This window comes from Streptomyces sp. NPDC047880 (assembly GCF_040706515.1).
In the GTDB taxonomy this organism is placed as follows: domain Bacteria; phylum Actinomycetota; class Actinomycetes; order Streptomycetales; family Streptomycetaceae; genus Streptomyces.
The window spans coordinates 243,563-267,889 of the sequence record NZ_JBEZOK010000006.1 but is presented as its reverse complement, the minus strand read 5'-3'; the positions used below and the strand labels follow the sequence as shown (position 1 = coordinate 267,889).

The window sequence follows — 24,327 nt, the reverse complement described above, 5'->3', positions numbered from 1 at the left end:
AGACATGGCAACGAACGCAGTGGACGAGACCGAGGCCACCAAGGCCACGACCGACGAGAAGGCGGTGGACACCACCGAGTCCGACCAGGCGCCCCGGGCCGACGTCCCGGCCGCTGCCGACGACGCAGACGTGCCGGCCAAGGAGCAGAGCCCCTCCGGTGTGGGCCAGGGCGCCGCGGCCGTGGTCTCCGCGGCGCTGGGCGTCGTCTCGCTCACCGGCAGCTGGATCGGCACCGTCGCCGCCGCGCGCCAGAACCTGGTCGGCCAGCTGGAGACCGCGCAGAACGCGGGTGTGGCCCAGCAGATCCAGGCGGTCTACGGCGACGCCTGGCAGACCACCGCCCTGTGGGGCGGCCTGTTCGCACTGATCGCACTGGTCGTCGGCGTCGTGACGCTCGCCCGGCCCGCGTTCGGCACGCCGGGCAGGATCCAGGCCCCCTGGATCAAGTCCGTCGCCTGGGCGGGAGTCGCGCTCGGCGTCATCGGCCTGTTCCTGGCCGTCCTCAAGTACACCGGCATCCTGCTCGGACTGCCGTCCGCGAGCTGAGAGCCCGCTGGTCCCGAGGGGTCTTAGGCGGTTCCGTGAGCACCTTACGGAACCCCTGAGGCCCCTCAGCCGCATCTAAGGCCCCTCCCACCGCCGAAGATGCGGAACTCTCCCGATGTGGCGGCCCCACCTGGGAGACGAGAGTGAGGTCATCGCGGAGGAACACTCCGCAACCGCCTCTCCTCGAAGGACACACCATGTACGAGTACGAGCTCCAGCAGCTGCGCACCTCCGACCTCATCCGCCGGGCCGACCACGAGCGTCTGGTCCGCGAGGCCGCCCGGGCCCGCCGCGCGGCCCGCCACGAAGCGGACCAGGACTCCGCCGAGCACGAGAGCCATAGCCGCCGCTTCCGCCGGCTCCGGTCCGCCCGGACCGCGTGAACACCCGGGCGGCTCCGGCCGCCGCCGTGGCAGTCCGGGGAGCAGCGGCCGTCGTTCGTACGGGAACGGCGGCCGCTGCCCGTGCCGTTGGAGGGAAAACCGGTGCCGCGCCGCCGGAGCCGCGTGCGATGCTCTGGCCCGTGGAGACCAGGTCCGTCAGCCCCGTCTTCGTCGGCCGTGCCGAGGAACTGGGCACGCTGCACGACGCACTCGCGCGCGCCTGCGCGGGCGAGCCGCAGGCGCTGCTCATCGCAGGGGAAGCCGGGGTCGGCAAGACCCGCTTCGTCGAGGAGTTCGCCGCCGCCGCCCGCCGCCGAGGGGCGGTCGTCGCCCTCGGCGGCTGCGTGGAGATCGGCGCCGACGGACTGCCCTTCGCCCCCTTCTCCACCGCGCTGCGCGCCCTGCGCCGCGAACTGCCCGGCGAACTGGCCGCCGCGGCCGCCGGGCAGGAGGAGGAACTGGCCCGCCTGCTGCCCGAGCTGGGCGAGTCACGGGCCGGACGGCACGACGAGGACGGCATGGCCCGCCTCTTCGAGCTCACCGCACGCCTCCTGGAGCGCGTCACCGCCGAGCACACCGTCGTCCTCGCCCTGGAGGACCTGCACTGGGCCGACGCCTCCACCCGCCACCTGCTCACGTACCTCGTCCGCACCCTGCGCACCGGCCGTCTCGTCGTCCTCGCCACCTACCGCTCCGACGACATCCACCGCCGCCACCCGCTCCGGCCCCTCCTCGCCGAACTCGACCGGCTCCGCACGATCCGCCGCCTCGAACTCGCCCGTTTCAACCGTGACGAGGTCGGCCGTCAGGTGGCCGGGATCCTCGCCCACGAACCCGATCCGGACCAGGTCGACGCGATCTTCCAGCGCTCCGACGGCAACGCCTTCTTCGTCGAGGAACTCGCCGTCGCCGCCCACGAGGGCTGCCGGACCGGCCTGACCGACTCCCTGCGCGACCTGCTGCTCGTGCGTGTGGAGGGGCTCCCGGAGTCCGCCCAGCAGGTCGCCCGGTTCGTAGCCGAGGGCGGCTCCACCGTCGAGTACCGGCTGCTGGCCGCCGTCACCCGGCTCGCCGAGGACGACCTCATCGAGGCGCTGCGGGCCGCCGTGAACGCCGGCATCCTCGCCCCCGCACCCGGCGGCGACGGCTACCGCTTCCGCCACTCCCTGGTCCGCGAGGCCGTCAGCGACGACCTGCTCCCCGGCGAACGCTCACGCCTCAACCGCCGCTACGCCGAAGCCCTGGAGACCGACCCGGCCCTGGTCCCCGCCGACCAGCGGGCGACCCGCCTGGCCAGCTACTGGTACCACGCCCACGACGCCGCCAAGGCCCTGCCGGCCGTCCTCGAAGCCTCCGTGGAGGCCCGCCGCCGGCACGCCTACTCCGAGCAACTCCGGCTCCTGGAGCGGGCGATGGAACTGTGGGACTCCGCTCCCGAGGCCGTACGCGCCACCCTGCGCCCCGTGGACTACACCGAGGTCTACCCGCCCTGCGGCTGCGACCCCGCCACCACCGCGCTGCGCTACCTCGACCTGCTGGCCGAGGCGGCCGTGGCGGGACGGCTCTGCGGGGAACGCGAACGCGCCCTGAAGATCACCAAGCGGGCGCTGCGCCTGCTGGAGGACGAGGACACTCCTCCCTCAGGCTCTCCACCGCGTGCGAGCAGGAGGGACCCCCAGCGCGCCGCCTGGTTCTGGATCCAGCGCTCCCGGCTGGTGCAGCGGCTCGCCCGGGGCGACGGCTGGCAGGAGATCGCCACCGCGCAGGAACTGGTCCGCGGCCTGCCGCCGTCCGAGGTGCACGCCGAAGTGCTGGCCACGGTCGCGCACTGGTCCATGCTGCGCGAGCCCGGCGCGGAGGCCCTGACGGCCGCCGAGCGGGCCGTCGAGTACGCGCGCATGGTGGGCGCCGACGAGATCGAGTCCAACGCCCGGCTCACCCTCGGCGGACTCATGGTCGAGGCCGGCCAGACCGAAGCCGGGCTGGCCCACATGTACGAGGTCCGGGACGAGGTGGTCGCCCGGGGCCTCGCCGCCGTCGTCGGCCGCAGCCATGTGAACCTGCCCTCCACTCTGGAGGGCATCGGACGCTCCGAGGAGGCCGTGACCATCCTGCGCGAGGGCCTGCGGCTCACCTCCAGGATGGGTCTGACGGAGTCCGAGGGCTGGGTCCGGGGCAACCTCGCCGAGTCGCTCATCTCCCTCGGCCGCTGGGACGAGGCCGCCGAGGCCGCCGCCAGCGCACAGCGTCAGGGTCAGACGGCCGCACCGTACGGATCGGGCGCCCGCAGCCTGGCCTTCCTCGCCCTCGCCCGCGGGCAGGTGTCCGAGGCCGCCCGCCACCTCGCCGAGGCCCGCGCCTCCTACGGTCCGCACGACCCCATGCCGCAGCACGACCTGCCGATCTCCTGCCTCACCATCGCCGTCGCAGCCGCCGAGGGCCGCCTGGCCGACGCCCGTGCCGAACTGGCCCGCACCCTGGAATCCGGCTTCCCGCTCGGCACCCAGCGCTACGCCTGGCCGCTGCTGCTCCAGGCGGCCACCGCCGAGGCCGACGCCCGGACCCTGCCCCTCGCCCGCGAGGGCCGCGAGCAGGTCCTCGACGGCATCTTCCGTGCCGTCAAGCGCCTCACCACCCACGTCCCCGTCTGGCTCGCCCACGAGCAGTGGGTCCGCGCCGAACTCGACCGCGCCGAGGGCCGGAGCACCCCGGACACCTGGTCGGACGTGGTCACCGCCTTCGAACCCCTGGGCCGGCCCTACGACCTCGCCCGCGTCCGGCACCGCCTGGCCGAGTCCCTGCTGACGGGCGCCGGCGAGGACGAGCGCGACCGCGCCACGGAACTCCTCCGGCTCGCCCACTCCGTCGCCCGCCACCTCGGCGCCGCGCCACTCGCCGACGCCGCCACCGCGCTCGCCCGGCGGGCCCGCCTTCCGCTGGCCCCCGTCACGGGACCCGGCCCCGCGCCGGCCGACCCCGCGGACGCCCTCGGACTCACCACCCGGGAACGGGACGTCCTGCGCCTGGTCGCCGCGGGCCACACCAACCGCCGCATCGCGGAGGAGCTGTTCATCTCACCCAAGACAGCGAGCGTGCACGTCTCCAACATCCTCGGCAAGCTCGGCGTCTCCGGGCGGGGCGAGGCGGCGGCGGTGGCGCACCGGCTGGGGCTGTTTCCGGCCGAAACGCTGCTGCCCGGTGCAGCCCGCTGAGGCATACGCTGTAAAGGACGTCGCGTACCCCGCGGCTCAGGGAGGCACCGTTGTTCAACGCGTTCGAGGAGCTGTTCTCGCCGGGGCGCAAGCACACCAGCGACGAGCAGAACCGCCTGGAACTGACCCGTGAGGACGTGGGGGACGGCGACCCCGGACGCGGGCCGATAGATCTCGCATCCGGGAAGGTCGTCGTACGGCCGCCCGACGAGGAGGCGGACAGCTCCGGCGGCTAGCGGGAGCCGCTACGTCACCCGCAGTTCCAGGATCCGGTCGTCGCCGGCCTTCGGGCTGCCCCGGCCGTCCGTGTTGCTGGTGACGAGCCAGAGCCTGTCACCGCCCGCCGCGACGACCGTGCGCAGCCGCCCGTACTCGCCCTCCAGGAACGCCTGCGGCTCCGCCGAGGCCGCCGTGCCGTCCAGCGGGACGCGCCACAGCCGCTTGCCGCGCAGGCCCGCCATCCACACCGACCCCTGCGCGTGGGCGATGCCGCTGGGCGAGGCCTCGGCCGTGGTCCACTGGTCGACCGGGTTGTGGAACTCCTCGTCGCCGGACCGGCCCTCGGCCTCCGGCCAGCCGTAGTTGTCGCCCGGCTTGATCGCGTTGAGCTCGTCCCAGGTGTCCTGCCCGAACTCCGAGGCGAACAGCCGCTGCCTGCCGTCCCAGGCGAGGCCCTGCACGTTGCGGTGCCCGTAGGAGTACACCGGCGAGTCCGGGAACGGATTGCCCGGCGCCGGCTCGCCCTCCGGGGTCAGCCGCAGGATCTTGCCGCCCACGGATTCCTTGTCCTGGGACAGGCCCGTGTCGCCGCTCTCGCCGGTGCCCACGTACAGCATCTTGTCCGGGCCGAACGCGATGCGGCCGCCGTTGTGGATGAAGCCCTTGGGGATGCCCCTGAAGACCGTGTCGGGAGCGCCGAGCTGCTCGCCGGCGGGCTTCTGCCCGTCGTAGATCATGCGGACGATGCGGTTGTCGGAGGCCGAGGTGAAGTACGCGTAGACCATGCGGTCCGAGGCGTAGTCGGGGGAGAGGGCGAGTCCGAGGAGGCCGCCCTCGCCGGCCGCCGAGACGCCCGGCACCTCGCCCAGTTCGGTCTTCTTGCCGGTCTTCTCGTCGACCCGGACGATCGTCCCGTCGTCCCGGGAGGAGACGAGCAGCCCGCCGCCCGGCAGCGGAGCGAGACCCCAGGGGGATTCCAGGCCTTCGGCGACGGTGCGCACCACCTTCACCGAGCCCTTGGCGGGCGGCGTCTCCCCGGCCTGCCGCGGCGGCGCGGACGACCCCGGGGCCGTACGGGTCGGGGAGGGGCTCCCGTCCTGGCCGGAGGGGCCTGTGCCGTCGGAGGAGCAACCGGCCGTCAGCAGGAGCGCGGCGGCGGTCAGCACGGCCGGGACGGCTCGACGTCGCACGATCATGGTCCCTTCGACGGGGCAGGTCCTCCCCCTGTCATACACCGCTCATGGCTCCAAGGTTCCCGATCACGGAATGCCGTACCGGGAACAGGGGGTTTGACCGGAACGCACCGGCGGACGCCGGGGCTCAGTCCCACGACCCCCGGGCCGGCGGCAGCGCGGCTATCTCCCTGAGATCGTCGAGCGTCAGGTGCACATCCGCGGCGGCCGTGTTCTCCGTGACCCAGCGCTCCTGCTTCGTGCCGGGGACCGGGACCACGTGCGGGCCCTGGGCCAGCACCCACGCGAGGGCGACCTGTGCGGGCGTGACGTCCGTGCCGTGCCGGCGGGCCACACGGCGCAGACCCGCGACGACCGGCTGGTTCGCGGCCATCATCTCGCCCGTGAAGCGCGGGTGCCGGGCGCGCGGGTCGTCCGCCTCGAAGCCCGCGCCGGGGCGCAGCCTGCCGGTCAGGAAGCCGTTGCCCAGCGGCATCGCGGCGAGGAAACCCACACCCCGCGTGCGGCACCACGGCAGCAGGCTCTCCAGCGCCTCCGGTGACCACACCGACAGCTCGGCCTGCACCGCGCTCACCGGGAAGACCTGTTGCACCCGTTCCAGCTGCCGGATCGTTCCGTCGTGCAGCCGGGCCCCGGTGCGGCGGCCGGTCCGCGCGCCCACCGCGCACAGGCCCAACGCCCGCACCTTCCCGGCCTGCACGAGCTCCGCCATCGCGCCCCAGGTCTCCTCCACCGGCACCTCGGGGTCGGCCCGGTGCAGCTGGTACAGGTCGATGACGTCCGTCTGCAGCCGCCGCAGCGAGGCGTCGCAGGCCCGCTTCACGTACCCGGGGCGGCCGTTGGCGACGATGTGCTGGTCGCCCACGAGCAGGCCGACCTTCGTCGACACGAACGCGTCGGACCGCCGCTCCTTCAACGCCCGCCCCACCAGCAGCTCGTTGGTGAAGGGGCCGTACATGTCGGCGGTGTCCAGCAGGGACGCGCCCAGGTCGAGCGCCCGGTGCACCGCCCTGAGCGACTCGTCGCCGCGCCGCCGCGACGCACTGTAGGCCCAGCTCATCGGCATGCACCCGAGTCCGACGGCCCCCACCGCGAGCGCCGCCGCGCCGATCGTCCTGCGCTCCACCTGGTCGTGACCCTCCCTGTTCGAGCCACCCCAACCTAACCTCTGCCGTCACACGCACCTGACATAGCCTCCAGAGCATGACTGCTGACGTGTGGCTGCCCATCCCGCCGGACGAGATCGACGGACTCCCCGAGGGCCCGGACTACCGTTTCTGGAACGGCGAGGAGGACTTCCCCGCGGACCCGGCCGACTGTGCCTTCTACGTCGTCCCCTACATGAAGCCCAGCCCGCTGTGCGTGCGTCCCCTGGGGCGGATGAGCAACGTCCGCGTCGTGCAGACCCTCTCCGCCGGGATCGACCACGTGGAGCCGGGGCTCGCGCAACTGCCCGCCGGGGTCCGGCTGTGCAATGCGCGCGGGGTGCACGAGGCCAGCACCGGCGAGCTGACCCTGGCGCTGATCCTCGCCTCGCTGCGCGGGATCCCCGACTTCGTGCGCGCGCAGGACCGTGGGGAGTGGCTCGGCGGGTTCCGGCCCGCGCTCGCCGACAAGAACGTCCTCATCGTGGGGTACGGCTCGATCGGCGAGGCCATCGAGGACCGGCTCGTTCCGTTCGAGGTGGCGCGGGTGGCGCGCGTCGCGCGCTCTGAGCGCACCACGGCGCGCGGTCCGGTGCACCCGCTCACCGAACTCCCCGCGCTGCTGCCGGAAGCGGACGTCGTCATCCTGTCCACCCCGCTCACCGAAACCACCCGTGGCCTGGCCGGAGCCGACTTCCTGTCCCGGATGAAGGACGGCGCGCTCCTCGTCAACGTCGCCCGCGGTCCTGTCGTCGACACCAAGGCCCTGCTCGCCGAGCTGGAGACCGGCCGCATCACCGCCGCCCTCGATGTCACCGACCCGGAGCCGCTGGCGCGCGAACACCCCCTGTGGCGTGCGCCGGGGGTACTCATCAGCCCCCACGTCGGCGGACCCACCTCCGCTTTCCTTCCGCGCGCCAAGCGGCTCCTGGTGGACCAGTTGAACCGTTATGTGAACCGGGAGCCGCTCCGCAACGTGATCCTTACGACGGGTGCCTCAACCGTCTGAGACAACCGCGAGCACCGTCCGCAATCCTCCAGGTGCGGTGGGTACTCATATATCTGTTGATCGTCACGGAGCGTAGAGAACCTATGTCCCTGAGTGACGAGACTGGTGTATCGTCCCGACAGGGGCTGCGCCGGGGACCAACGGCGCCGGGGACGGACACATCAGACTGTGAGGGGGGCGACAGGCGATGCACGGCCTATGGACGAGCGATCCGACGGGGCGGGGCTGCCGGCGGCGACCCTGGCGGACGGCCGCGAGCAGACGCGGTCAGCACGCCGATCACGTCGGCCACCACACCCACCACAGCGAACACCACACCGATCACAGCCATCACCACCGCAGGACCGGCAGGAGCAGAAGGCACGCCCAGCCGGTCCACCGGGGCTCGCGGGACCCGGGCGCGGCGCGGACCGGGAGGGCCCGGTGAGCGCGCCCCCCACCCCCACGCTGGACGGAGCGCTGCGGGCACAGCCTCCTTCCCCGGGCGCGCTCCTGCCCCGTACGCCGGTCACCGGACAGCGGCCCGGCCTGGCCCTCCGAGTCGCCCTCACCCTGGCCTGCGCGGTATACGCCATCGGTGCCGCGCTCGGCTGGGGATCATACGAAGTGGCACTGTTCATGGGCGACTTCGGGCTGAGCGCCGCCGCCGGCACCGCCGCCGTCTCGTGCTTCCTCTACGCCCGCAGCAGCCGGACCCGCTTTCGACCCGCCTGGCTGCTGTTCGGCCTCTCCTCGGTCATGGCGTCCCTGGGGAACCTGGTCTGGGGGTGGTACGAGGTGGTCCTGGGGCTGCCCGTGCCCAGTCCCAGCTACGCCGACCTGTTCTTCCTCTGCTTCGCGCCGCCCGCGATCGTCGGGCTGCTCGTGCTCGCCAAGCGGCCCGTGACCAAGGCCGGCTGGGTGTGCCTCGGGCTGGACGCCTGGCTCATCGGCGGCTCGCTGCTGACGCTGGCGTGGAGCCTCGCCCTCGCCCAGGCCGCGAAGTCGGAAGGGCCCGGCGTGGCGCACATCGCGCTGTCGCTGGCGTACCCGCTGCTCGACATCGCGCTGGTGAGCATGGTGCTCGCGCTGCACTTCAGGCGGTCCGCGGTGAACCGCTCCGCGGTGAACACCGCCATCGGCGCCCTCGCCCTCACCGTCATGTGCGACGCCCTGTTCACCTCACCGCTCATGCACCACGACTACCGCTCCGGGCAGCTCCTCGACGCGGGCTGGTTCGCCGGCTCGCTGCTCCTGGCCTACGCCCCGTGGGCGGGGGCGCGCGCGGAGTCCGGCCGGTACGGCACCGCCCGGCACACCCGCGTGGTGCACGAGCACGTGCCGGGGCAGCGCGCCGGCACCCACCACCAGGCGCCCCTGCCCGGCGCCGAGCACAGCCGGTACCCGGCCGCCCGGCCCATCGCCGGCTCCCTCGCCGCGCTCACGCCCTATCTCGCGGCCGCCGTGTGCACCCTGGGGATCCTCTACAACGTCCTCAACGGCCGCAGCGTGGACCGCGTCGTCCTGCTCACCGGGGGCACGGTGGTCCTCGCGCTCGTCGTGCGCCAGGGCATCATGCTGCTCGACAACATCACCCTCACCCAGGAACTCGCGCAGAAGGAGAACCACTTCCGCTCCCTGGTCCAGGGCTCCAGCGACGTCATCATGATCGCCGCGCCGAGCGGTGTCCTGCGGTACGTCTCCCCGGCCGCCGCCGGTGTGTACGGCCGCCCTGCGGAAGAGCTGGTGGGTACGGAACTGGCCAACCTCATCCACCCCGAGGACCTGGGCTGCGTCGTGCACGAGGTGCGCCGTTTCCTCGCCGCCGATCCGGTCGAGGAACCCACCACGCGCATCGAGTGCCGCTTCTGCTCGGGCGCAGGAGGCTGGCTGAACGTCGAGTCGACCATCAACCGTCATCACGGCGGCCTCATCTTCAACAGCCGTGACGTGACCGAAAGGGTGCGCCTGCAGGCCCAGTTGCAGCACAACGCCGAACACGACCCGCTCACCGACCTGCCCAACCGCGCCCTGTTCACCAAGCGCGTCCAGCACGCCCTGTCGGGCCGCCGTGCCTCCGACCGGGGCGTGGCGCTGCGGAACACGGCCGTGCTGTTCATCGACCTCGACGGCTTCAAGGCCGTCAACGACACGATCGGGCACCAGGCCGGGGACGAGCTGCTCGTCCAGGCCGCCCGCAGACTCCAGGACTCCGTACGGCACGGCGACACCGCGTCCCGGCTCGGCGGAGACGAGTTCGCCGCCCTGATCGCCGGGGACAACACCCGCGACCGGGAAGCCCGGGAGCGGCACATCCTGGAGCTCGCCGACCGCCTCAGGACGACCCTGTCCCAGCCCTACCTCATCGACGGCAACGATGTCCGGGTCAACGCCTCCATCGGCGTCGCCTTCGCGGAATCCGGCCTCGGCGCCGGTGAACTGCTGCGCAACGCCGACCTGGCCATGTACCGGGCCAAGGCCGGCGGCAAGGGCCGCGTCGAGCTGTACCGGCCGCAGATGCAGCAGGACGTCGTCCGCAAGGCCGAACTCGCCACCCGGCTGCGGGCCGCGCTGCACGACGGGGAGTTCGCCCTGCTGCACCAGCCGGTGGTGTCCCTGGAGGACGGCCGGATCACGTCGGTGTCCGCACAGGCGCGCTGGCGCTCCTCCCAGGGGGTGCTCTTCACCCCGGCGGAGTTCCTGCGCGTCGCCGAGGACGGCGACAAGACCGCCGAGCTGGACCGGTGGATGATCGAGGAGGCCGTCGAGCAGGCCGCCGAGCGGCACGCGGCCGGGCTGTCCGCGCCCGTCGTCGTCCGGATGAGCGCCCGCCGGCTGCTGGACCGGTCGATGCCGCTCGGTTCGATCGAGGCGCTGCTCACGCGGCACGGACTGCCGTCCGGGTCGCTGATCATCGAGCTGTCGGACGCCGACCCGAGGGTCTCGATGGACGAGCTGGAGCGGCGCCTGGGCGCGTTGCGGCGGGTCGGCGTACGGATCGCGCTCGACGGGTTCGGCAGCGGCTACGCGGCGATCACGGCCCTCAGGCGGCTCCCCGTCGATGTGCTGAAGCTCGACCGCGGTCTGGTCGAGGGTGTCGTCGAGTCCGCCCGGCTGTACAAGATCACCAGCGGGCTGCTGCGCATCGCGGGCGACCTCGGGCTGAAGTCCGTGGCCGAAGGGGTGGACCTGCCCGAGCAGGTCGTCGCCCTGCGCGCGATGGGGTGCACGCACGGACAGGGCATGGCCTTCTCCGGGCCGCTCGACGAGTACCGGCTGCGCCGGGCGCTCGCCGCGGGCCACTATCCGGTGCCGGACGGACCGGCCGAACCGGCGTTCGCGGGCGGCGCTCCGCGGGTGTACGGCTCGGGCATGTCCGCCGTCATCGGAGGCGGTACGACCCTTCGTTCACATAATGAGACTCCCGTCCCACCCACTTGACAGTGAGTGTGTGCCGGGGGGAGGGTCAGTGCCATGCGCACCCGAATTCTCGTACTTGGAAAGCGCGTCGGCTGACGCTGAGCCTCGACCGCTCAGCGACCCCACCCGGCGCGCTCCCCTCGCTTGCCTTATGGCACGAGGGGTTTTTTGTTGCACAGGCACCTTCCGTGCGACAGCCGAAGACCGTCCAAACCTCGCAAAAACCCTCAGCATCTGAGAAGAGAATGCCGATGACCGAGCAGGCCACCGGGGCCCACCACCCGCAGCCCCGGCCCCGATCCGGAGGACACTCCGCCCCCGAGCAGGTGACGGGCGCGCAGTCCCTCATCCGCTCTCTCGAGGAGGTCGGCGCCGACACGGTATTCGGCATTCCCGGCGGTGCGATCCTCCCGGCCTACGACCCGCTGATGGACTCCACCAGGGTGCGCCACGTCCTGGTCCGCCACGAGCAGGGCGCCGGTCACGCCGCCACCGGCTACGCGCAGGCCACCGGCAAGGTCGGCGTCTGCATGGCCACCTCCGGCCCCGGCGCCACCAACCTGGTCACCCCGATCGCCGACGCGCACATGGATTCCGTGCCGCTGGTCGCGATCACCGGCCAGGTGGCGTCCAAGGCGATCGGCACGGACGCCTTCCAGGAGGCGGACATCGTCGGCATCACCATGCCGATCACCAAGCACAACTTCCTCGTCACCAAGGCCGAGGACATCCCGCGGATCATCGCCCAGGCGTTCCACATCGCCTCCACCGGCCGCCCCGGCCCGGTCCTGGTCGACATCGCCAAGGACGCCCTCCAGGCGAAGACCACCTTCGCCTGGCCGCCCACCATGGACCTGCCCGGCTACCGCCCGGTGACCAAGCCGCACGCCAAGCAGATCCGCGAGGCCGCCAAGCTGATCACCCAGGCCAAGCGGCCCGTGCTGTACGTCGGCGGTGGCGTCCTCAAGGCCAGGGCCACGGCCGAGCTGAAGGTCCTCGCCGAGCTCACCGGCGCCCCCGTCACCACCACCCTGATGGCGCTCGGCGCGTTCCCCGACAGGCACCCGCAGCACCTGGGCATGCCCGGCATGCACGGCTCCGTCGCCGCCGTCACCGGGCTGCAGAAGGCCGACCTGATCGTCGCCCTCGGCGCCCGCTTCGACGACCGCGTCACCGGCAAGCTGGACAGCTTCGCCCCGCTCGCCAAGATCGTCCACGCGGACATCGACCCGGCCGAGATCGGCAAGAACCGCGCCGCCGACGTGCCGATCGTCGGTGACGCACGCGAGGTCATCGCCGACCTGATCCAGGCCGTCCAGAAGGAGCACAGCGAGGGTCACCAGGGCGATTACAGCGCCTGGTGGAACGACCTGAACCGCTGGCGCGACACCTACCCGCTCGGCTACGACCAGCCCGCCGACGGCTCGCTCTCCCCGCAGCAGGTCATCGAGCGCATCGGGCAGCTCGCCCCCGAGGGCACGATCTTCGCGGCGGGCGTCGGCCAGCACCAGATGTGGTCCGCCCACTTCATCGAGTACGACAAGCCGGGCACCTGGCTGAACTCCGGCGGCGCCGGAACCATGGGCTACGCCGTCCCGGCCGCCATGGGCGCCAAGGCCGGAGCGCCCGAGCGGGCCGTCTGGGCCATCGACGGCGACGGCTGCTTCCAGATGACCAACCAGGAGCTCACCACCTGCGCCCTGAACAACATCCCGATCAAGGTCGCCGTCATCAACAACGGCGCCCTCGGGATGGTCCGCCAGTGGCAGACCCTCTTCTACAACCAGCGGTACTCCAACACCGTGCTGCACTCCGGCCCGGACGACGTCAACCCCGAGGCCCGCGGCACCCGCGTCCCCGACTTCGTGAAGCTGTCGGAGGCCATGGGCTGCTACGCCATCCGCTGCGAGTCCCCGGACGACCTCGACAAGGTCATCGAAGAGGCGAACTCCATCAACGACCGCCCCGTCGTCGTCGACTTCATCGTCCACGAGGACGCGATGGTCTGGCCGATGGTCGCCGCCGGCACCTCCAACGACGAGATCATGGCCGCCCGGGACGTCCGCCCCGACTTCGGCGACAACGAAGACGACTGAGCGAGAGAGACGTAAAAAGACCATGTCCAAGCACACGCTCTCCGTCCTGGTGGAGAACACCCCCGGCATCCTCGCCCGGATCGCCGCCCTGTTCTCCCGCCGCGGCTTCAACATCGACTCGCTCGCGGTGGGCGTCACCGAGCACCCCGACATCTCCCGCATCACCATCGTCGTCGGCGTGGAGGACCTGCCGCTGGAGCAGGTCACCAAGCAGCTCAACAAGCTCGTCAACGTGCTGAAGATCGTCGAGCTGGAGCCGTCGCAGGCCGTGCAGCGCGAACTCGTTCTGGTGAAGGTGCGCGCCGACAACGAGACGCGCTCCCAGATCGTCGAGATCGTCCAGCTGTTCCGCGCCAAGACGGTCGACGTCTCCCCGGAGGCCGTCACCATCGAGGCCACCGGATCCGGCGAGAAGCTGACCGCGATGCTCAAGATGCTGGAGCCGTACGGCATCAAGGAGCTCGTCCAGTCCGGCACCATCGCGATCGGACGCGGTGCCCGTTCCATCACGGACCGGTCGCTGCGCGCCCTGGACCGGTCGGCGTAGCACCCTGGAACGGGCGGTCGGAGCGCCGTGCGTCCGCCCGTATTCCGAGACCCTCAGACTTCCCTTCCGCCCCCCGTCATACGGTGGGACGCAACACCTGCACTCCCGAGGAGAGAACCCAAAGTGGCCGAGCTGTTCTACGACGCCGACGCCGACCTGTCCATCATCCAGGGCCGCAAGGTCGCGGTCATCGGGTACGGCAGCCAGGGCCACGCCCACGCGCTGTCGCTCCGTGACTCGGGTGTCGACGTCCGCGTCGGTCTGCACGAGGGCTCCAAGTCCAAGGCCAAGGCCGAGGAGCAGGGTCTGCGCGTGGTGAGCCCGTCGGAGGCCGCCGCCGAGGCCGACGTCATCATGATCCTCGTCCCGGACCCGATCCAGGCCCAGGTCTACGAGGAGCACATCGCCCCCAACCTGAACGACGGCGACGCCCTGTTCTTCGGCCACGGCCTGAACATCCGCTTCGGCTTCATCAAGCCCCCGGCCGGCGTGGACGTCTGCATGGTCGCCCCGAAGGGCCCGGGCCACCTGGTCCGCCGCCAGTACGAGGAGGGCCGCGGCGTTCCCTGCATCGCCGCCGTCGAGCAGGACGCCACGGGCAACGGCTTCGCGCTGGCGCTGTCCTACGCCAAGGGCATCGGCGGCACCCGCGCCGGGGTCATCAAGACGACCTTCACCGAGGAGACCGAGACCGACCTGTTCGGTGAGCAGGCCGTCCTGTGCGGTGGCACCGCGGCGCTGGTCAAGGCCGGCTTCGAGACGCTGACCGAGGCGGGCTACCAGCCGGAGATCGCCTACTTCGAGTGCCTGCACGAGCTGAAGCTGATCGTGGACCTCATGTACGAGGGCGGCCTGGAGAAGATGCGCTGGTCGATCTCCGAGACCGCCGAGTGGGGCGACTACGTCACCGGCCCGCGCATCATCACCGACGCCACCAAGGCCGAGATGAAGAAGGTCCTCGCCGAGATCCAGGACGGCACCTTCGCGACGCAGTGGATGGACGAGTACCACGGCGGTCTGAAGAAGTACAACGAGTACAAGAAGCAGGACTCCGAGCACCTGCTGGAGACCACCGGCAAGGAGCTGCGCAAGCTGATGTCCTGGGTGAACGAGGACGCGTGACCTGCGGGCCCCGTGGCGGTGCCCCCCGGCAGGGGGACGCCGCCACGGGGCTTCGCCCCGGACCCCCTCCACATCGGCACTTCTCGTCCGGGTGATCCTTCCGCAGCGGCACAGGACGACTCCCCGGGCGCCACTAGACTGCTGCACAGATACATACGCGTCAGGCCCACAGCGTCGTGCGTCTCCAACGCGGCAAGCACCCCTCCACCGCCTGCGGCCGTCGGGACGGCCGTCCGCAGCACTGGACTTGTGAGGACTCACGTGAGCTCGAAACCCGTCGTACTCATCGCTGAAGAGCTGTCGCCCGCCACCGTCGACGCGCTGGGCCCGGACTTCGAGATCCGGCACTGCAACGGCGCCGACCGGGCCGAGCTGCTCCCGGCGATCGCCGACGTCGATGCGATTCTGGTCCGCTCGGCCACCAAGGTCGACGCCGAGGCCATCGCCGCCGCGAACAAGCTGAAGGTCGTCGCACGAGCCGGCGTCGGCCTGGACAACGTGGACGTCTCCGCCGCCACCAAGGCCGGCGTGATGGTCGTCAACGCCCCCACCTCGAACATCGTGACCGCGGCCGAGCTCGCCTGCGGTCTGCTGGTCGCCACCGCCCGCAACATCCCGCAGGCCAACGCCGCGCTCAAGAACGGCGAGTGGAAGCGCAGCAAGTACACCGGCGTCGAGCTGGCCGAGAAGACTCTCGGCGTCGTCGGCCTCGGCCGCATCGGCGCGCTCGTCGCGCAGCGCATGTCGGCCTTCGGTATGAAGGTCGTCGCCTACGACCCCTACGTGCAGCCGGCCCGCGCCGCGCAGATGGGCGTCAAGGTGCTGTCGCTGGACGAGCTGCTCGAGGTCTCCGACTTCATCACCGTCCACCTCCCCAAGACCCCCGAGACCCTCGGCCTGATCGGCGACGAGGCGCTGCGCAAGGTCAAGCCGAGCGTGCGCATCGTCAACGCCGCGCGCGGCGGGATCGTCGACGAGGAGGCGCTGTACTCCGCCCTCAAGGAGGGCCGGGTCGCCGGTGCCGGTCTCGACGTGTACGCGAAGGAGCCGTGCACGGACTCCCCGCTGTTCGAGTTCGACCAGGTCGTCTGCACCCCGCACCTCGGTGCCTCCACCGACGAGGCGCAGGAGAAGGCCGGTATCGCCGTGGCCCGCTCGGTGCGTCTCGCCCTCGCCGGTGAGCTCGTGCCGGACGCGGTGAACGTGCAGGGCGGTGTCATCGCCGAGGACGTCAAGCCGGGTCTGCCGCTCGCCGAGCGCCTGGGCCGGATCTTCACGGCACTCGCCGGCGAGGTCGCGGTCCGCCTCGACGTCGAGGTGTACGGCGAGATCACCCAGCACGACGTGAAGGTGCTGGAGCTGTCCGCGCTCAAGGGTGTCTTCGAGGACGTCGTCGACGAGACGGTCTCCTACGTCAACGCGCCGCTGTTCGCGCAGGAGCGCGGTGTCGAGGTGCGCCTCACCACCAGCTCCGAGGCGACCGAGCACCGCAACGTCGTCACGGTGCGCGGCACGCTCTCCGACGGTGAGGAGGTCTCGGTGTCCGGCACGCTGGCCGGCCCCAAGCACCTCCAGAAGATCGTCGCGGTCGGTGACTACGACGTGGACCTCGCGCTCGCCGACCACATGGTGGTCCTGAAGTACGAGGACCGTCCCGGCGTCGTCGGCACGGTGGGCCGCATCCTCGGCGAGGCGGGCCTCAACATCGCCGGTATGCAGGTGTCGCGTTCGGTGGCCGGTGGCGAGGCGCTGGCGGTGCTGACCGTGGACGACACGGTGACCGCGCCCGTGCTGGCCGAGCTGGCCGCGGAGATCGGGGCGACCTCGGCCCGGTCGGTGAACCTGGCCTGACCTGCCCGGGGGGCTCCCCCCGGACTCCCGTTCGTCCTGAACGGGTCCGTCCTCAGACGCCGGACGGGCTGAGCCGATCAGCCCGTCCGGCGTTCTTCGTTTCCCGGACGCGACGCAGGGTCAGCACCGCCGCTGCCGCCGCACCGGCCAGCAGCACCGCGCCCGTGACCGCCGCCGCGTGCATGCCGGCCGTGAAGGCCTCCCGCGCCGCCGTCGCCAGGGCGTCCCCCGCGCGCCCCGGGAGCCGGTCGGCCACGGCCAGGGCGCCGCCCAGGGTCTCGCGTGCCACCGCCGGTGCCGAGTCCGGCATGTCGTGCCGGAAGACGGCCGTGCCGATGGAGCCGAGGAACGCCATGCTCAGCGCACCGCCGAACTCCGTGCCCGTCTCCAGCAGGGACGACGCCGCGCCCGCCTTCTCGACCGGGGCGGCGCTCAGTGCGAGGTCCGCCACCTGGGACATGACCGCGACGATGCCGCAGGCCAGGACGGCGCAGGCGGCGAGCAGCAGCCAGAGGGAGTCCGTTCCGGCCAGGGCCAGCATCACGTAGCCGCACGCCGCGACCGCGAAGCCTCCGCCGACGACGTGAGCGCGCGCGACGCCCCGCTGGACGAGCTGTGCGCACACGGGCGCCGCGAGTCCGATGGGCACCGACGGCAGCAGGCTCCACAGCGCCGCTTCGAGGGGCCCTTGTCCAGGACCGACTGGATGTACTGGGTCGTGAAGTAGGCCGAACCCATCATGCCGAAGGCGGCTGCGAGGTTGAGGACGACGGCCGGGCTGAAGCCGCGGGCCCGGAACAGGTCCGGCGAGATGAGGGGGGAGGCCGTGGTGCGCTGGCGGTGGATGAACAGCGCGGCGAAGAGCAGGCCGACGGTCACCGACATCACGTACCGCACGTTCCAGCCCTCGGCCGCGAGTTCCTTCAGGCCGTAGATCACGGGCAGCACCGCCGCCATCGACAGGGGCACGCTCAGCACGTCGAAGCGGCCGGGGGCAGGGGTGCGCGACTCGGGCAGCAGGACCGGGCCCAGCACCAGGAGCAGCAGCATCGCCGGCAGGTTGACCAGGAAGACCGAGCCCCACCAGAAGTGCTCGACCAGCACGCCGCTCATCACCGAGCCGAGCGCGATGCCGGCCGTCATCACCCCCGACCAGACACCGATCGCCTTGGTGCGCTGGGCGGGGTCGGTGAACATCGTGCGCACTAGGGCCATGGTGGACGGCATCAGCGTCGCGCCGCCGATGCCGAGGACCGCGCGGGCGGCGATGAGGGTCTCGGCGCTGTTCGCGTAGGCCGCGACCAGCGAGGCCGTGCCGAACGCGGCGGCGCCGATCAACAGGAGCCTGCGGCGGCCGATGCGGTCGCCGAGCGAGCCCATCGTCATCAGCAGGCCGGCCAGCACGAAGCCGTAGATGTCGAAGATCCACAGCTGCTGGGTGGCGGTCGGTTCCAGGTCGGCGCTGATCGCGGGGATCGCGAAGTAGAGGACCGAGACGTCCATCGAGACCAGCAGCAGCGGGATCATCAGCACGCCGAGGGCCGTCCATTCACGGCGGCCGGCGAGGGCGGGAGGAGGCGGGTTCGTCGTCATGAGCAGGACTGTACGAGCGTATTAAACGCTTGTCTAGTACGACTGTTTAATACGTGTGTCTGGATTCCGGGTTAGGGTGGCGTGCCATGGGACACCGTGAGGATCTGCTGGAGGGCGCCAAGCGCTGCCTGCTGGCGAAGGGCTTCCTGCGCACGACGGCGCGCGACATCGTCAAGGAGTCGGGGACCAATCTGGCGTCGATCGGCTACCACTACGGCTCCAAGGACGCACTGCTCGCGCAGGCGTACGTGGAGATGGTGGAGGGCATGTCCGACGCCTTCGAGGGCGGCGGTGAGCTGCGCGGGGAGCCGGGGTCGCTGGAGCGCTTCACCGACGTCTGGGCGAACATCATCCAGACCATGCGGGAGCCCGGTTCGTTGTGGCGGCTCAGCATGGAGATCGTGGTCATGGGGGAGCAGCTGCCGGAGGTGCGGGCGCATCTCGCACGGGCCCAGCGCGAGGGCGCGCGCGGCATCCTGCCCCTCTTCCTCGGCGGGCACGAGGCCGACGTGACGGACGAGCAGGTGGACACCCTCGGGTACTTCTACCTGACCCTGATGATGGGCCTGATGGCGCAGTGGACCTTCGACCCGGAGCACGCTCCGGAGGCCGAGCAGCTCGCAGCGGGGCTCCGCCGGGTGATCGAGGCGGCCGGGGAGAAGTGACGCCTCAGCCGGGTGCGCCGACGACCGAGTCGATGGCGGACGCGGCGTCGAGCGCGGTCCGGGTGGGGGTGTGTGCCGTCCCGGTCCACGGGCGGCCCCCCGACACCCACACGCTGCGGGCGCCGATGCCGGCCGCGCCGGCGATGTCGGCGTGCGGGGAGTCGCCGATCACCCAGGCGCCGTCGAGGCGGGCGCCGACGGTGACCGCGGCGGTGTGGAAGATCTCCGGCGCGGGCTTCTTGTGGCCGACGGCCTCGGAGACGGCCCAGCCGTGGGTCAGCGCGTCGAGGCCGGTGACGCGGATCTTCCTCTCCTGCTGCGCGGTCCGGCCGTTGGTGACGATGGCGAGGGTCCAGCCGGCCGTGGCGGCCTTCTCCAGTGCGGTGCGGACCGGTGCGGACAGCACCACACGGTCGGCCGCGCCCCGGTCGAGCAGGGTGAGCACCGTCTCCCGGGCGACGCGGCCGCCGTACCGCTCGTACATGGCCCGGGCGACCTTTGGGCGGGGCGTGTACCCGCCGGCGTCGACGGCCATGAGCCAGTCGATGCCGGCCTCGGGCAGACCGTGTTCGGCCAGGAAGTCCAGCAGCGCGGCCCGGAACGCGGCATCCCGGTCGACCAGGGTGTTGTCGAGGTCCAGCAGCAGCAGGGGCATGGGCGGGCCGGTCCTCACAGTCGGTGTGCCTTGAGGGTCATGTGCAGCAGCAGACGGTCCTCGCCGTCGTCCAGGTCGAGGCCGGTGAGCTTCTCGATGCGGGACAGGCGGTAGTACAGGGTCTGGCGGTGGATGCCGAGTTCGGCGGCGGCCCGGGCGGCCTGGCCGGCGCAGTCGAGGAAGACCTCTGCGGTCCGGGCGAGTTCATGGTGGGCCGGGGTGAGCAGCGCGCGGGCGACGGGATCGTGGGCGACCTCGGGCGGCAGGGCCGTCAGCAGCCGGAACGGCCCGATGGACGCCCACTGCGCGACCGGCCCGAACCGCGCCTCGGCCCGTGCCGCCCGGGCCGCCGCCGACGCCTCCCGCCAAGCGCTGGCCGTTTCGGCGAGCCCGGAGCGCGGGGTGGCGATACCGGCGGCCGGTGCCGGTGCCGGGCTGCCGCCTCTCGCCCCGCCGCCCTCCGGGCCGCTTCCCCCGCGCGCCCTCTCCAGCAGCCGTCCCGCCGCCGTGGTCGCCGGCGTCAGCACGTCCGGGGAGCGCAGGCGGATCAGCACCGCCAGACACTGGGCCGTCGCCCCCCACGGCAGGGTGCACAGCGCCGCCGCCCCCGGGACGGCGCGGACCGACGGAGCGTCGTCCGGGTCGGCCGAGGGCCACGGGGCGATGCACACCAGGGCGTGGAGGCCGTCGGCGCGGGGGCCGAGGGCCGTGCGGAGCTCGGCGACGGCCATGTCGCCCTGCCAGCCGGGCTCGGCGGTCAGGACGGCCCTGAGTTCGCGGCTGAGGTCGGCGCCGTGCTGCGCCTCGTCCGCGAGCAGGGCGCCGATGCGTGCCGTGACCCGCATGGCGGCGGACAGCTGCCGCTCGCTCGGGCCGGGATCGTCGTCCAGCAGCCAGACGTAGCCGTGCACCACACCCCGGTGGCGGACGGGGAGGCAGATCCGGCCCCGCAGGACCCCGGCCTCCGGTGTCGGCGGGATACGGACCGGTTCCGTCGCGCGGGTGATGCCGAAGCCCTCGAACCAGGCCCGGACCGCGGCCGTCGAACGGCGGGTGAGGATCGAGCGGGTGCGCACCGGGTCCAGGGCCGAGGGATCGAGGTCGCCCTCGCTGTCGTAGGCCCCGAAGGCGATCAGCTCGAAGTCCCGGTTCTCCAGGGTCGCGGGCGCGCCGAGCAGCTCCGAGATCTCGTCGACCAGCTCCTCGTAGTCGCCTCTGTGTTCCGACGTCACCCGGGCATTGTCGCGCACTTCCCGGACCCCTTCATACATCTGTCTGAGATCTGCGGCACGGATGCGTGACAGCTGTCGATGGCCGACGATCGGAGGGATCCTTAGGTTTCACGGTGGTTCTCCGTGCCGTACCCGACGCGTCGTCCGCGAGGGGTCCGGCCTTCACGTTGCTTGTGCTCTGGAGGTGCCCCGTGCTGGGTCCCGTGATTCTCGCCGCGTCACGCAGCGACCGGATGCGACGCCTGATCTCGGCGGCCCCGGTGACCAAGCAGGTCGTCGACCGCTTCATCCCGGGCGAGAACGTCGACGACATCGTCCCCGTCGTCCGCGACCTGACCGGGCAGGGGCTGGAGCTGACGATGGACGTCGTCGGCGAGGACATCACCACTCCCGCGCAGGCCGCCGCCGCCCGGGACGCCTACCTGGAGCTCGTCGACCGCCTCAAGCCGCTGGAGCTCGGCACCCGCGCCGAGATGTCGGTCAAGCTGTCGATGTTCGGGCAGGCCCTGGAGGGCGGCCACGAGCTGGCCCTGGAGAACGTCCGCCCGGTCGTCGAGGCCGCCGCCGAGATCGGCACCACGGTCACGCTCGACGCCGAGGACCACACCACCCTCGACTCGATGTTCGCCATCCACGAGGAGCTGCGGAAGGACTTCCCGCAGACCGGCTGCGTCATCCAGGCCTACCTGTTCCGCACCGAGGCGGACGCCCGCCGCCTCGCGGAGAGCGGCAGCCGGGTCCGCCTGGTCAAGGGCGCGTACAAGGAGCCCGCCTTCGTCGCGTACCAGGACAAACACGAGATCGATCGGGCATACGTGCGCATTCTGCGGACGTTGATGCAGGGGGAGGGGTACCCGATGATCGGGTCCCACGACCCGCGCCTGATCGCGATCGGCCAGGAACTCGCCCACCAGGCCGGGCGAAAGCCCGACGAGTACGAGTTCCAGATGCTCTACGGCATCCGCACCGACGAGCACCTGCGGCTGGCCGCCGAGGGCCACCGGATGCGCGTCTACACCGCGTACGGCACCGACTGGTACGGCTACTTCATGAGGCGCCTCGCGGAGAAGCCGGCCAACCTGCGCTTCTTCGCCCGCTCGATGCTCACCAAGGGCTGACAGCCCTCAAGGGCCGAGACCGACACACCGCTCAGTAAGGAGTTACGGAAAACATGGACGCTGTGACACAGGTCCCCACCCCCGTCAACGAGCCGGTGCACGGCTACGCCCCCGGCTCGCCCGAGCGGGCCCGGCTGGAGGCCAAGCTGAAGGAGCTGGCCGACAACCCGGTCGAGCTGCCCTGCACCATCGGCGGCGAGAAGCGGATGGGCGGCGGCGAGGCCTTCCAGGTCGTCCAGCCGCACAACCACAAGGCCGTGCTCGGCACGTACCGCAACGCCACGCAGGCGGACGCCCAGGACGCCATCGACGCGGCCCTGGCCGCCGCGCCCGCCTGGCGCGCCATGTCGTTCGACGACCGCGCGGCGATCATCCTGCGCGCCGCCGAGCTGCTGTCCGGCCCCTGGCGCGAGACGCTCGCCGCCTCCACCATGCTCGGCCAGTCCAAGACCGCCCAGCAGGCCGAGATCGACACGCCCTGCGAGCTGATCGACTTCTGGCGCTTCAACGTCTCCTACGCCCGCAAGCTCCTGGCCGAGCAGCCCCCGGCCAACGCCCCGGGCGTGTGGAACCGTCTGGACCACCGTCCGCTGGAGGGCTTCGTCTACGCGATCACGCCCTTCAACTTCACCGCGATCGCGGGCAACCTGCCGACGGCCCCGGCCCTGATGGGCAACGTCGTCGTGTGGAAGCCGTCCCCGACGCAGACGCACGCCGCCGTGCTGCTGATGCAGCTGCTGGAGGAGGCCGGTCTGCCCAAGGGCGTCATCAACCTCGTCACCGGCGACGGCATCGAGGTCTCCGAGGTCGCCCTGGAGCACCGCGACCTCGCCGGCATCCACTTCACCGGCTCGACCAAGACCTTCCAGTACCTGTGGAAGACGGTCGGCGCCAACATCGAGAAGTACCGCACCTACCCGCGCCTGGTCGGTGAGACCGGCGGCAAGGACTTCCTCGTCGCCCACCCGTCGGCCGACCCGGCGATCCTGAAGACGGCGCTGACCCGGGGCGCCTTCGAGTACCAGGGCCAGAAGTGCAGCGCCACGTCCCGGGCGTACGTCCCCGCCTCGATCTGGAACTCCGGCTTCAAGGAGGAGTTCGCGGCCGAGGTGGACGGCATCAAGATGGGCGACGTCACCGACCTGTCGAACTTCATCGGCGCCGTCATCGACGAGCGTGCCTTCGCCAAGAACAAGGCCGCCATCGACCGGGCCAAGGAGGACGCCTCCTGCACGATCGTCGCGGGCGGCACCTACGACGACTCCGAGGGGTACTTCGTCCGCCCGACCGTCATCGAGTGCACCGACGCCGACAACGAGGTCTTCCGCACCGAGTACTTCGGCCCGATCCTCGCCGTGCACGTCTACGAGGACGACAAGTACGACGAGATGCTGACCCAGATGGAGTCCGTCTCCGACTACGCCCTGACCGGCTCGGTCGTCGCGAACGACCGCGCGGCGGCGGCCTACACGGCGAACAAGCTCCGCTACGCGGCCGGCAACTTCTACATCAACGACAAGTCCACCGGCGCCGTCGTCGGCCAGCAGCCCTTCGGCGGCGGCCGTGCCTCCGGCACCAACGACAAGGCCGGCGCCCCGCAGAACCTGATGCGCTGGACCCTGACCCGCGCCATCAAGGAGACGCTGGTCCCGCCGACGGACTACACCTACCCGCACATGGGCTGACGCCCGGCGCACCGACGGGCCAGGTCGAAAAGACCTGGCCCGTCGGCATGTCCGGGGGAAAGACTGGGCCGATGGCCATCCGCGTGCGCACCGCCCACACCGCCGATCTCCTCCCCGCCGAACTCGACGCCGTACGCGGCCTGCTGGGCGCCGCGTTCGAGGGTGACTTCGGTGACGAGGACTGGGACCACGGACTCGGCGGCATGCACGCCCTCGTCCACGACGGCTCGGGGCTCGTCGCACACGGGGCGGTCGTGATGCGGCGGGTGCGGCACCGCGGGCGCTGGCTGCGTGCCGGATACGTCGAGAACGTCGCCGTCCGCGCCGACGCCCGGCGCACCGGCCTCGGCGGACGGGTCATGGCGGAGCTGGAACGCGTCGTCGACCGGGCCTATGACCTCGGCGCCCTCTCCGCAAGCGACGAGGGCGCCTTCCTCTACACCTCCCGGGGCTGGCGGCTCTGGGGCGGCCAGGTGCACGCCCTCAGCCCGCTCGACGGCATCGTCCGTCTGCCCGAGGAAGAGGACAGCACGTTCGTGCGGTCCGCCCTCGCCGGTCCGCTCGACACCGCGCACGAACTCGTCTTCGACTGGCGTGACGGTGATGTGCTCTAGAGATCGCCGCAGGTCAGAGCGGTGTGACCCAGTCCACCGTCT

At 71.7% G+C, this 24,327-nt stretch carries 18 protein-coding genes and 1 pseudogene; 14 read left to right on the top strand and 5 right to left on the bottom strand.

All coding sequences use genetic code 11. The features are described 5' to 3' along the window. Positions 1-4 precede the first annotated feature (4 nt). From AB0937_RS12720 to AB0937_RS12705, 4 genes are all read left to right on the top strand, one after another. Entirely contained in the window at positions 5-547 is a 543-nt protein-coding gene (locus AB0937_RS12720) for a hypothetical protein (protein ID WP_366711359.1), read from the top strand. Positions 548-744: 197 nt separating this feature from the next. Further along, complete coding sequence (locus AB0937_RS12715) at positions 745-930, top strand: hypothetical protein (protein WP_234845330.1); 186 nt, start codon at positions 745-747, stop codon at positions 928-930. A 128-nt stretch (positions 931-1,058) separates the two neighbouring features. After that, entirely contained in the window at positions 1,059-4,142 is a 3,084-nt protein-coding gene (locus tag AB0937_RS12710; protein ID WP_366711358.1) for an AAA family ATPase, read from the top strand. Between the two features lie 50 nt (positions 4,143-4,192). Further along, positions 4,193-4,378 carry a DUF6191 domain-containing protein gene (locus AB0937_RS12705; protein WP_366711357.1) on the top strand — a complete coding sequence of 62 codons (186 nt, stop codon included), beginning with the start codon at positions 4,193-4,195 and terminating at the stop codon, positions 4,376-4,378. A 9-nt stretch (positions 4,379-4,387) separates the two neighbouring features. Here the strand turns inward: AB0937_RS12705 and AB0937_RS12700 are convergent, their stop codons facing one another. Both AB0937_RS12700 and AB0937_RS12695 read right to left on the bottom strand, forming a co-directional pair. Beyond that, complete coding sequence (locus AB0937_RS12700; RefSeq protein WP_366711356.1) at positions 4,388-5,557, bottom strand: PQQ-dependent sugar dehydrogenase; 1,170 nt, start codon at positions 5,555-5,557, stop codon at positions 4,388-4,390. 124 nt (positions 5,558-5,681) lie between these two features. After that, entirely contained in the window at positions 5,682-6,680 is a 999-nt protein-coding gene (locus AB0937_RS12695) for an aldo/keto reductase (RefSeq protein WP_366711354.1), read from the bottom strand. A 77-nt stretch (positions 6,681-6,757) separates the two neighbouring features. Between AB0937_RS12695 and AB0937_RS12690 the strand changes: the two genes are divergently transcribed. The 6 genes from AB0937_RS12690 to serA all read left to right on the top strand — a co-directional run bounded on the left by AB0937_RS12690 (position 6,758) and on the right by serA (position 16,723). After that, positions 6,758-7,708, top strand: a complete 951-nt coding sequence (locus AB0937_RS12690; protein ID WP_366711353.1) for a 2-hydroxyacid dehydrogenase — start codon at positions 6,758-6,760, stop codon at positions 7,706-7,708. A 423-nt stretch (positions 7,709-8,131) separates the two neighbouring features. Continuing rightward, on the top strand, positions 8,132-11,128 hold the full coding sequence (locus AB0937_RS12685; RefSeq protein ID WP_366711352.1) for an EAL domain-containing protein: 2,997 nt from the start codon (positions 8,132-8,134) through the stop codon (positions 11,126-11,128). A gap of 230 nt (positions 11,129-11,358) precedes the next feature. Further along, positions 11,359-13,203: an acetolactate synthase large subunit gene (locus tag AB0937_RS12680; protein ID WP_366711351.1), complete on the top strand. Its 1,845-nt coding sequence runs from the start codon at positions 11,359-11,361 to the stop codon at positions 13,201-13,203. 22 nt (positions 13,204-13,225) lie between these two features. Continuing rightward, a complete protein-coding gene (ilvN, locus tag AB0937_RS12675) occupies positions 13,226-13,750 on the top strand; it encodes an acetolactate synthase small subunit (RefSeq protein WP_003993148.1) in 525 nt (174 codons plus the stop codon). Between the two features lie 123 nt (positions 13,751-13,873). Beyond that, positions 13,874-14,872, top strand: a complete 999-nt coding sequence (ilvC, locus tag AB0937_RS12670) for a ketol-acid reductoisomerase (protein WP_234845322.1) — start codon at positions 13,874-13,876, stop codon at positions 14,870-14,872. 261 nt (positions 14,873-15,133) lie between these two features. Continuing rightward, entirely contained in the window at positions 15,134-16,723 is a 1,590-nt protein-coding gene (serA, locus tag AB0937_RS12665; RefSeq protein ID WP_366711349.1) for a phosphoglycerate dehydrogenase, read from the top strand. 52 nt (positions 16,724-16,775) lie between these two features. Here the strand turns inward: serA and AB0937_RS12660 are convergent. After that, positions 16,776-18,316 (bottom strand): annotated as a pseudogene (locus tag AB0937_RS12660) (MFS transporter). A gap of 86 nt (positions 18,317-18,402) precedes the next feature. On the opposite strand from AB0937_RS12660, the gene AB0937_RS12655 reads away from it, so the two are divergent. After that, entirely contained in the window at positions 18,403-18,981 is a 579-nt protein-coding gene (locus AB0937_RS12655) for a TetR/AcrR family transcriptional regulator (RefSeq protein WP_366711348.1), read from the top strand. Positions 18,982-18,985: 4 nt separating this feature from the next. Here AB0937_RS12655 and AB0937_RS12650 read toward each other — a convergent pair whose 3' ends face one another. After that, on the bottom strand, positions 18,986-19,636 hold the full coding sequence (locus AB0937_RS12650) for an HAD family hydrolase (protein ID WP_366711346.1): 651 nt from the start codon (positions 19,634-19,636) through the stop codon (positions 18,986-18,988). Positions 19,637-19,650: 14 nt separating this feature from the next. After that, positions 19,651-20,868, bottom strand: coding sequence for a helix-turn-helix domain-containing protein (locus AB0937_RS12645; RefSeq protein ID WP_366711344.1), 1,218 nt, complete (start codon positions 20,866-20,868; stop codon positions 19,651-19,653). Positions 20,869-21,059: 191 nt separating this feature from the next. Between AB0937_RS12645 and AB0937_RS12640 the strand changes: the two genes are divergently transcribed. The 3 genes from AB0937_RS12640 (at position 21,060) to AB0937_RS12630 (ending at position 24,285) form a co-directional block, all read left to right on the top strand. Then, a complete protein-coding gene (locus AB0937_RS12640; protein WP_366711343.1) occupies positions 21,060-21,986 on the top strand; it encodes a proline dehydrogenase family protein in 927 nt (308 codons plus the stop codon). A 53-nt stretch (positions 21,987-22,039) separates the two neighbouring features. Further along, positions 22,040-23,671, top strand: coding sequence for an L-glutamate gamma-semialdehyde dehydrogenase (gene pruA, locus AB0937_RS12635; protein ID WP_366711341.1), 1,632 nt, complete (start codon positions 22,040-22,042; stop codon positions 23,669-23,671). A gap of 71 nt (positions 23,672-23,742) precedes the next feature. After that, positions 23,743-24,285: a GNAT family N-acetyltransferase gene (locus tag AB0937_RS12630; RefSeq protein WP_366711340.1), complete on the top strand. Its 543-nt coding sequence runs from the start codon at positions 23,743-23,745 to the stop codon at positions 24,283-24,285. The last annotated feature ends 42 nt before the right edge of the window (positions 24,286-24,327 follow it).

Excerpts from the sequence above, each read along its gene's own strand:
- AB0937_RS12650 (WP_366711346.1), bottom strand. The coding sequence starts at position 19,636 with ATGCCCCTGCTGCTGCTGGACCTCGACAACACCCTGGTCGACCGGGAT.
- AB0937_RS12720 (WP_366711359.1), top strand. The coding sequence starts at position 5 with ATGGCAACGAACGCAGTGGACGAGACCGAGGCCACCAAGGCCACGACC.
- AB0937_RS12700 (WP_366711356.1), bottom strand. The coding sequence starts at position 5,557 with ATGATCGTGCGACGTCGAGCCGTCCCGGCCGTGCTGACCGCCGCCGCG.
- AB0937_RS12655 (WP_366711348.1), top strand. The coding sequence starts at position 18,403 with ATGGGACACCGTGAGGATCTGCTGGAGGGCGCCAAGCGCTGCCTGCTG.
- AB0937_RS12710 (WP_366711358.1), top strand. The coding sequence starts at position 1,059 with ATGCTCTGGCCCGTGGAGACCAGGTCCGTCAGCCCCGTCTTCGTCGGC.
- AB0937_RS12690 (WP_366711353.1), top strand. The coding sequence starts at position 6,758 with ATGACTGCTGACGTGTGGCTGCCCATCCCGCCGGACGAGATCGACGGA.
- pruA (WP_366711341.1), top strand. The coding sequence starts at position 22,040 with ATGGACGCTGTGACACAGGTCCCCACCCCCGTCAACGAGCCGGTGCAC.
- AB0937_RS12680 (WP_366711351.1), top strand. The coding sequence starts at position 11,359 with ATGACCGAGCAGGCCACCGGGGCCCACCACCCGCAGCCCCGGCCCCGA.
- AB0937_RS12715 (WP_234845330.1), top strand. The coding sequence starts at position 745 with ATGTACGAGTACGAGCTCCAGCAGCTGCGCACCTCCGACCTCATCCGC.
- AB0937_RS12630 (WP_366711340.1), top strand. The coding sequence starts at position 23,743 with ATGGCCATCCGCGTGCGCACCGCCCACACCGCCGATCTCCTCCCCGCC.
- ilvN (WP_003993148.1), top strand. The coding sequence starts at position 13,226 with ATGTCCAAGCACACGCTCTCCGTCCTGGTGGAGAACACCCCCGGCATC.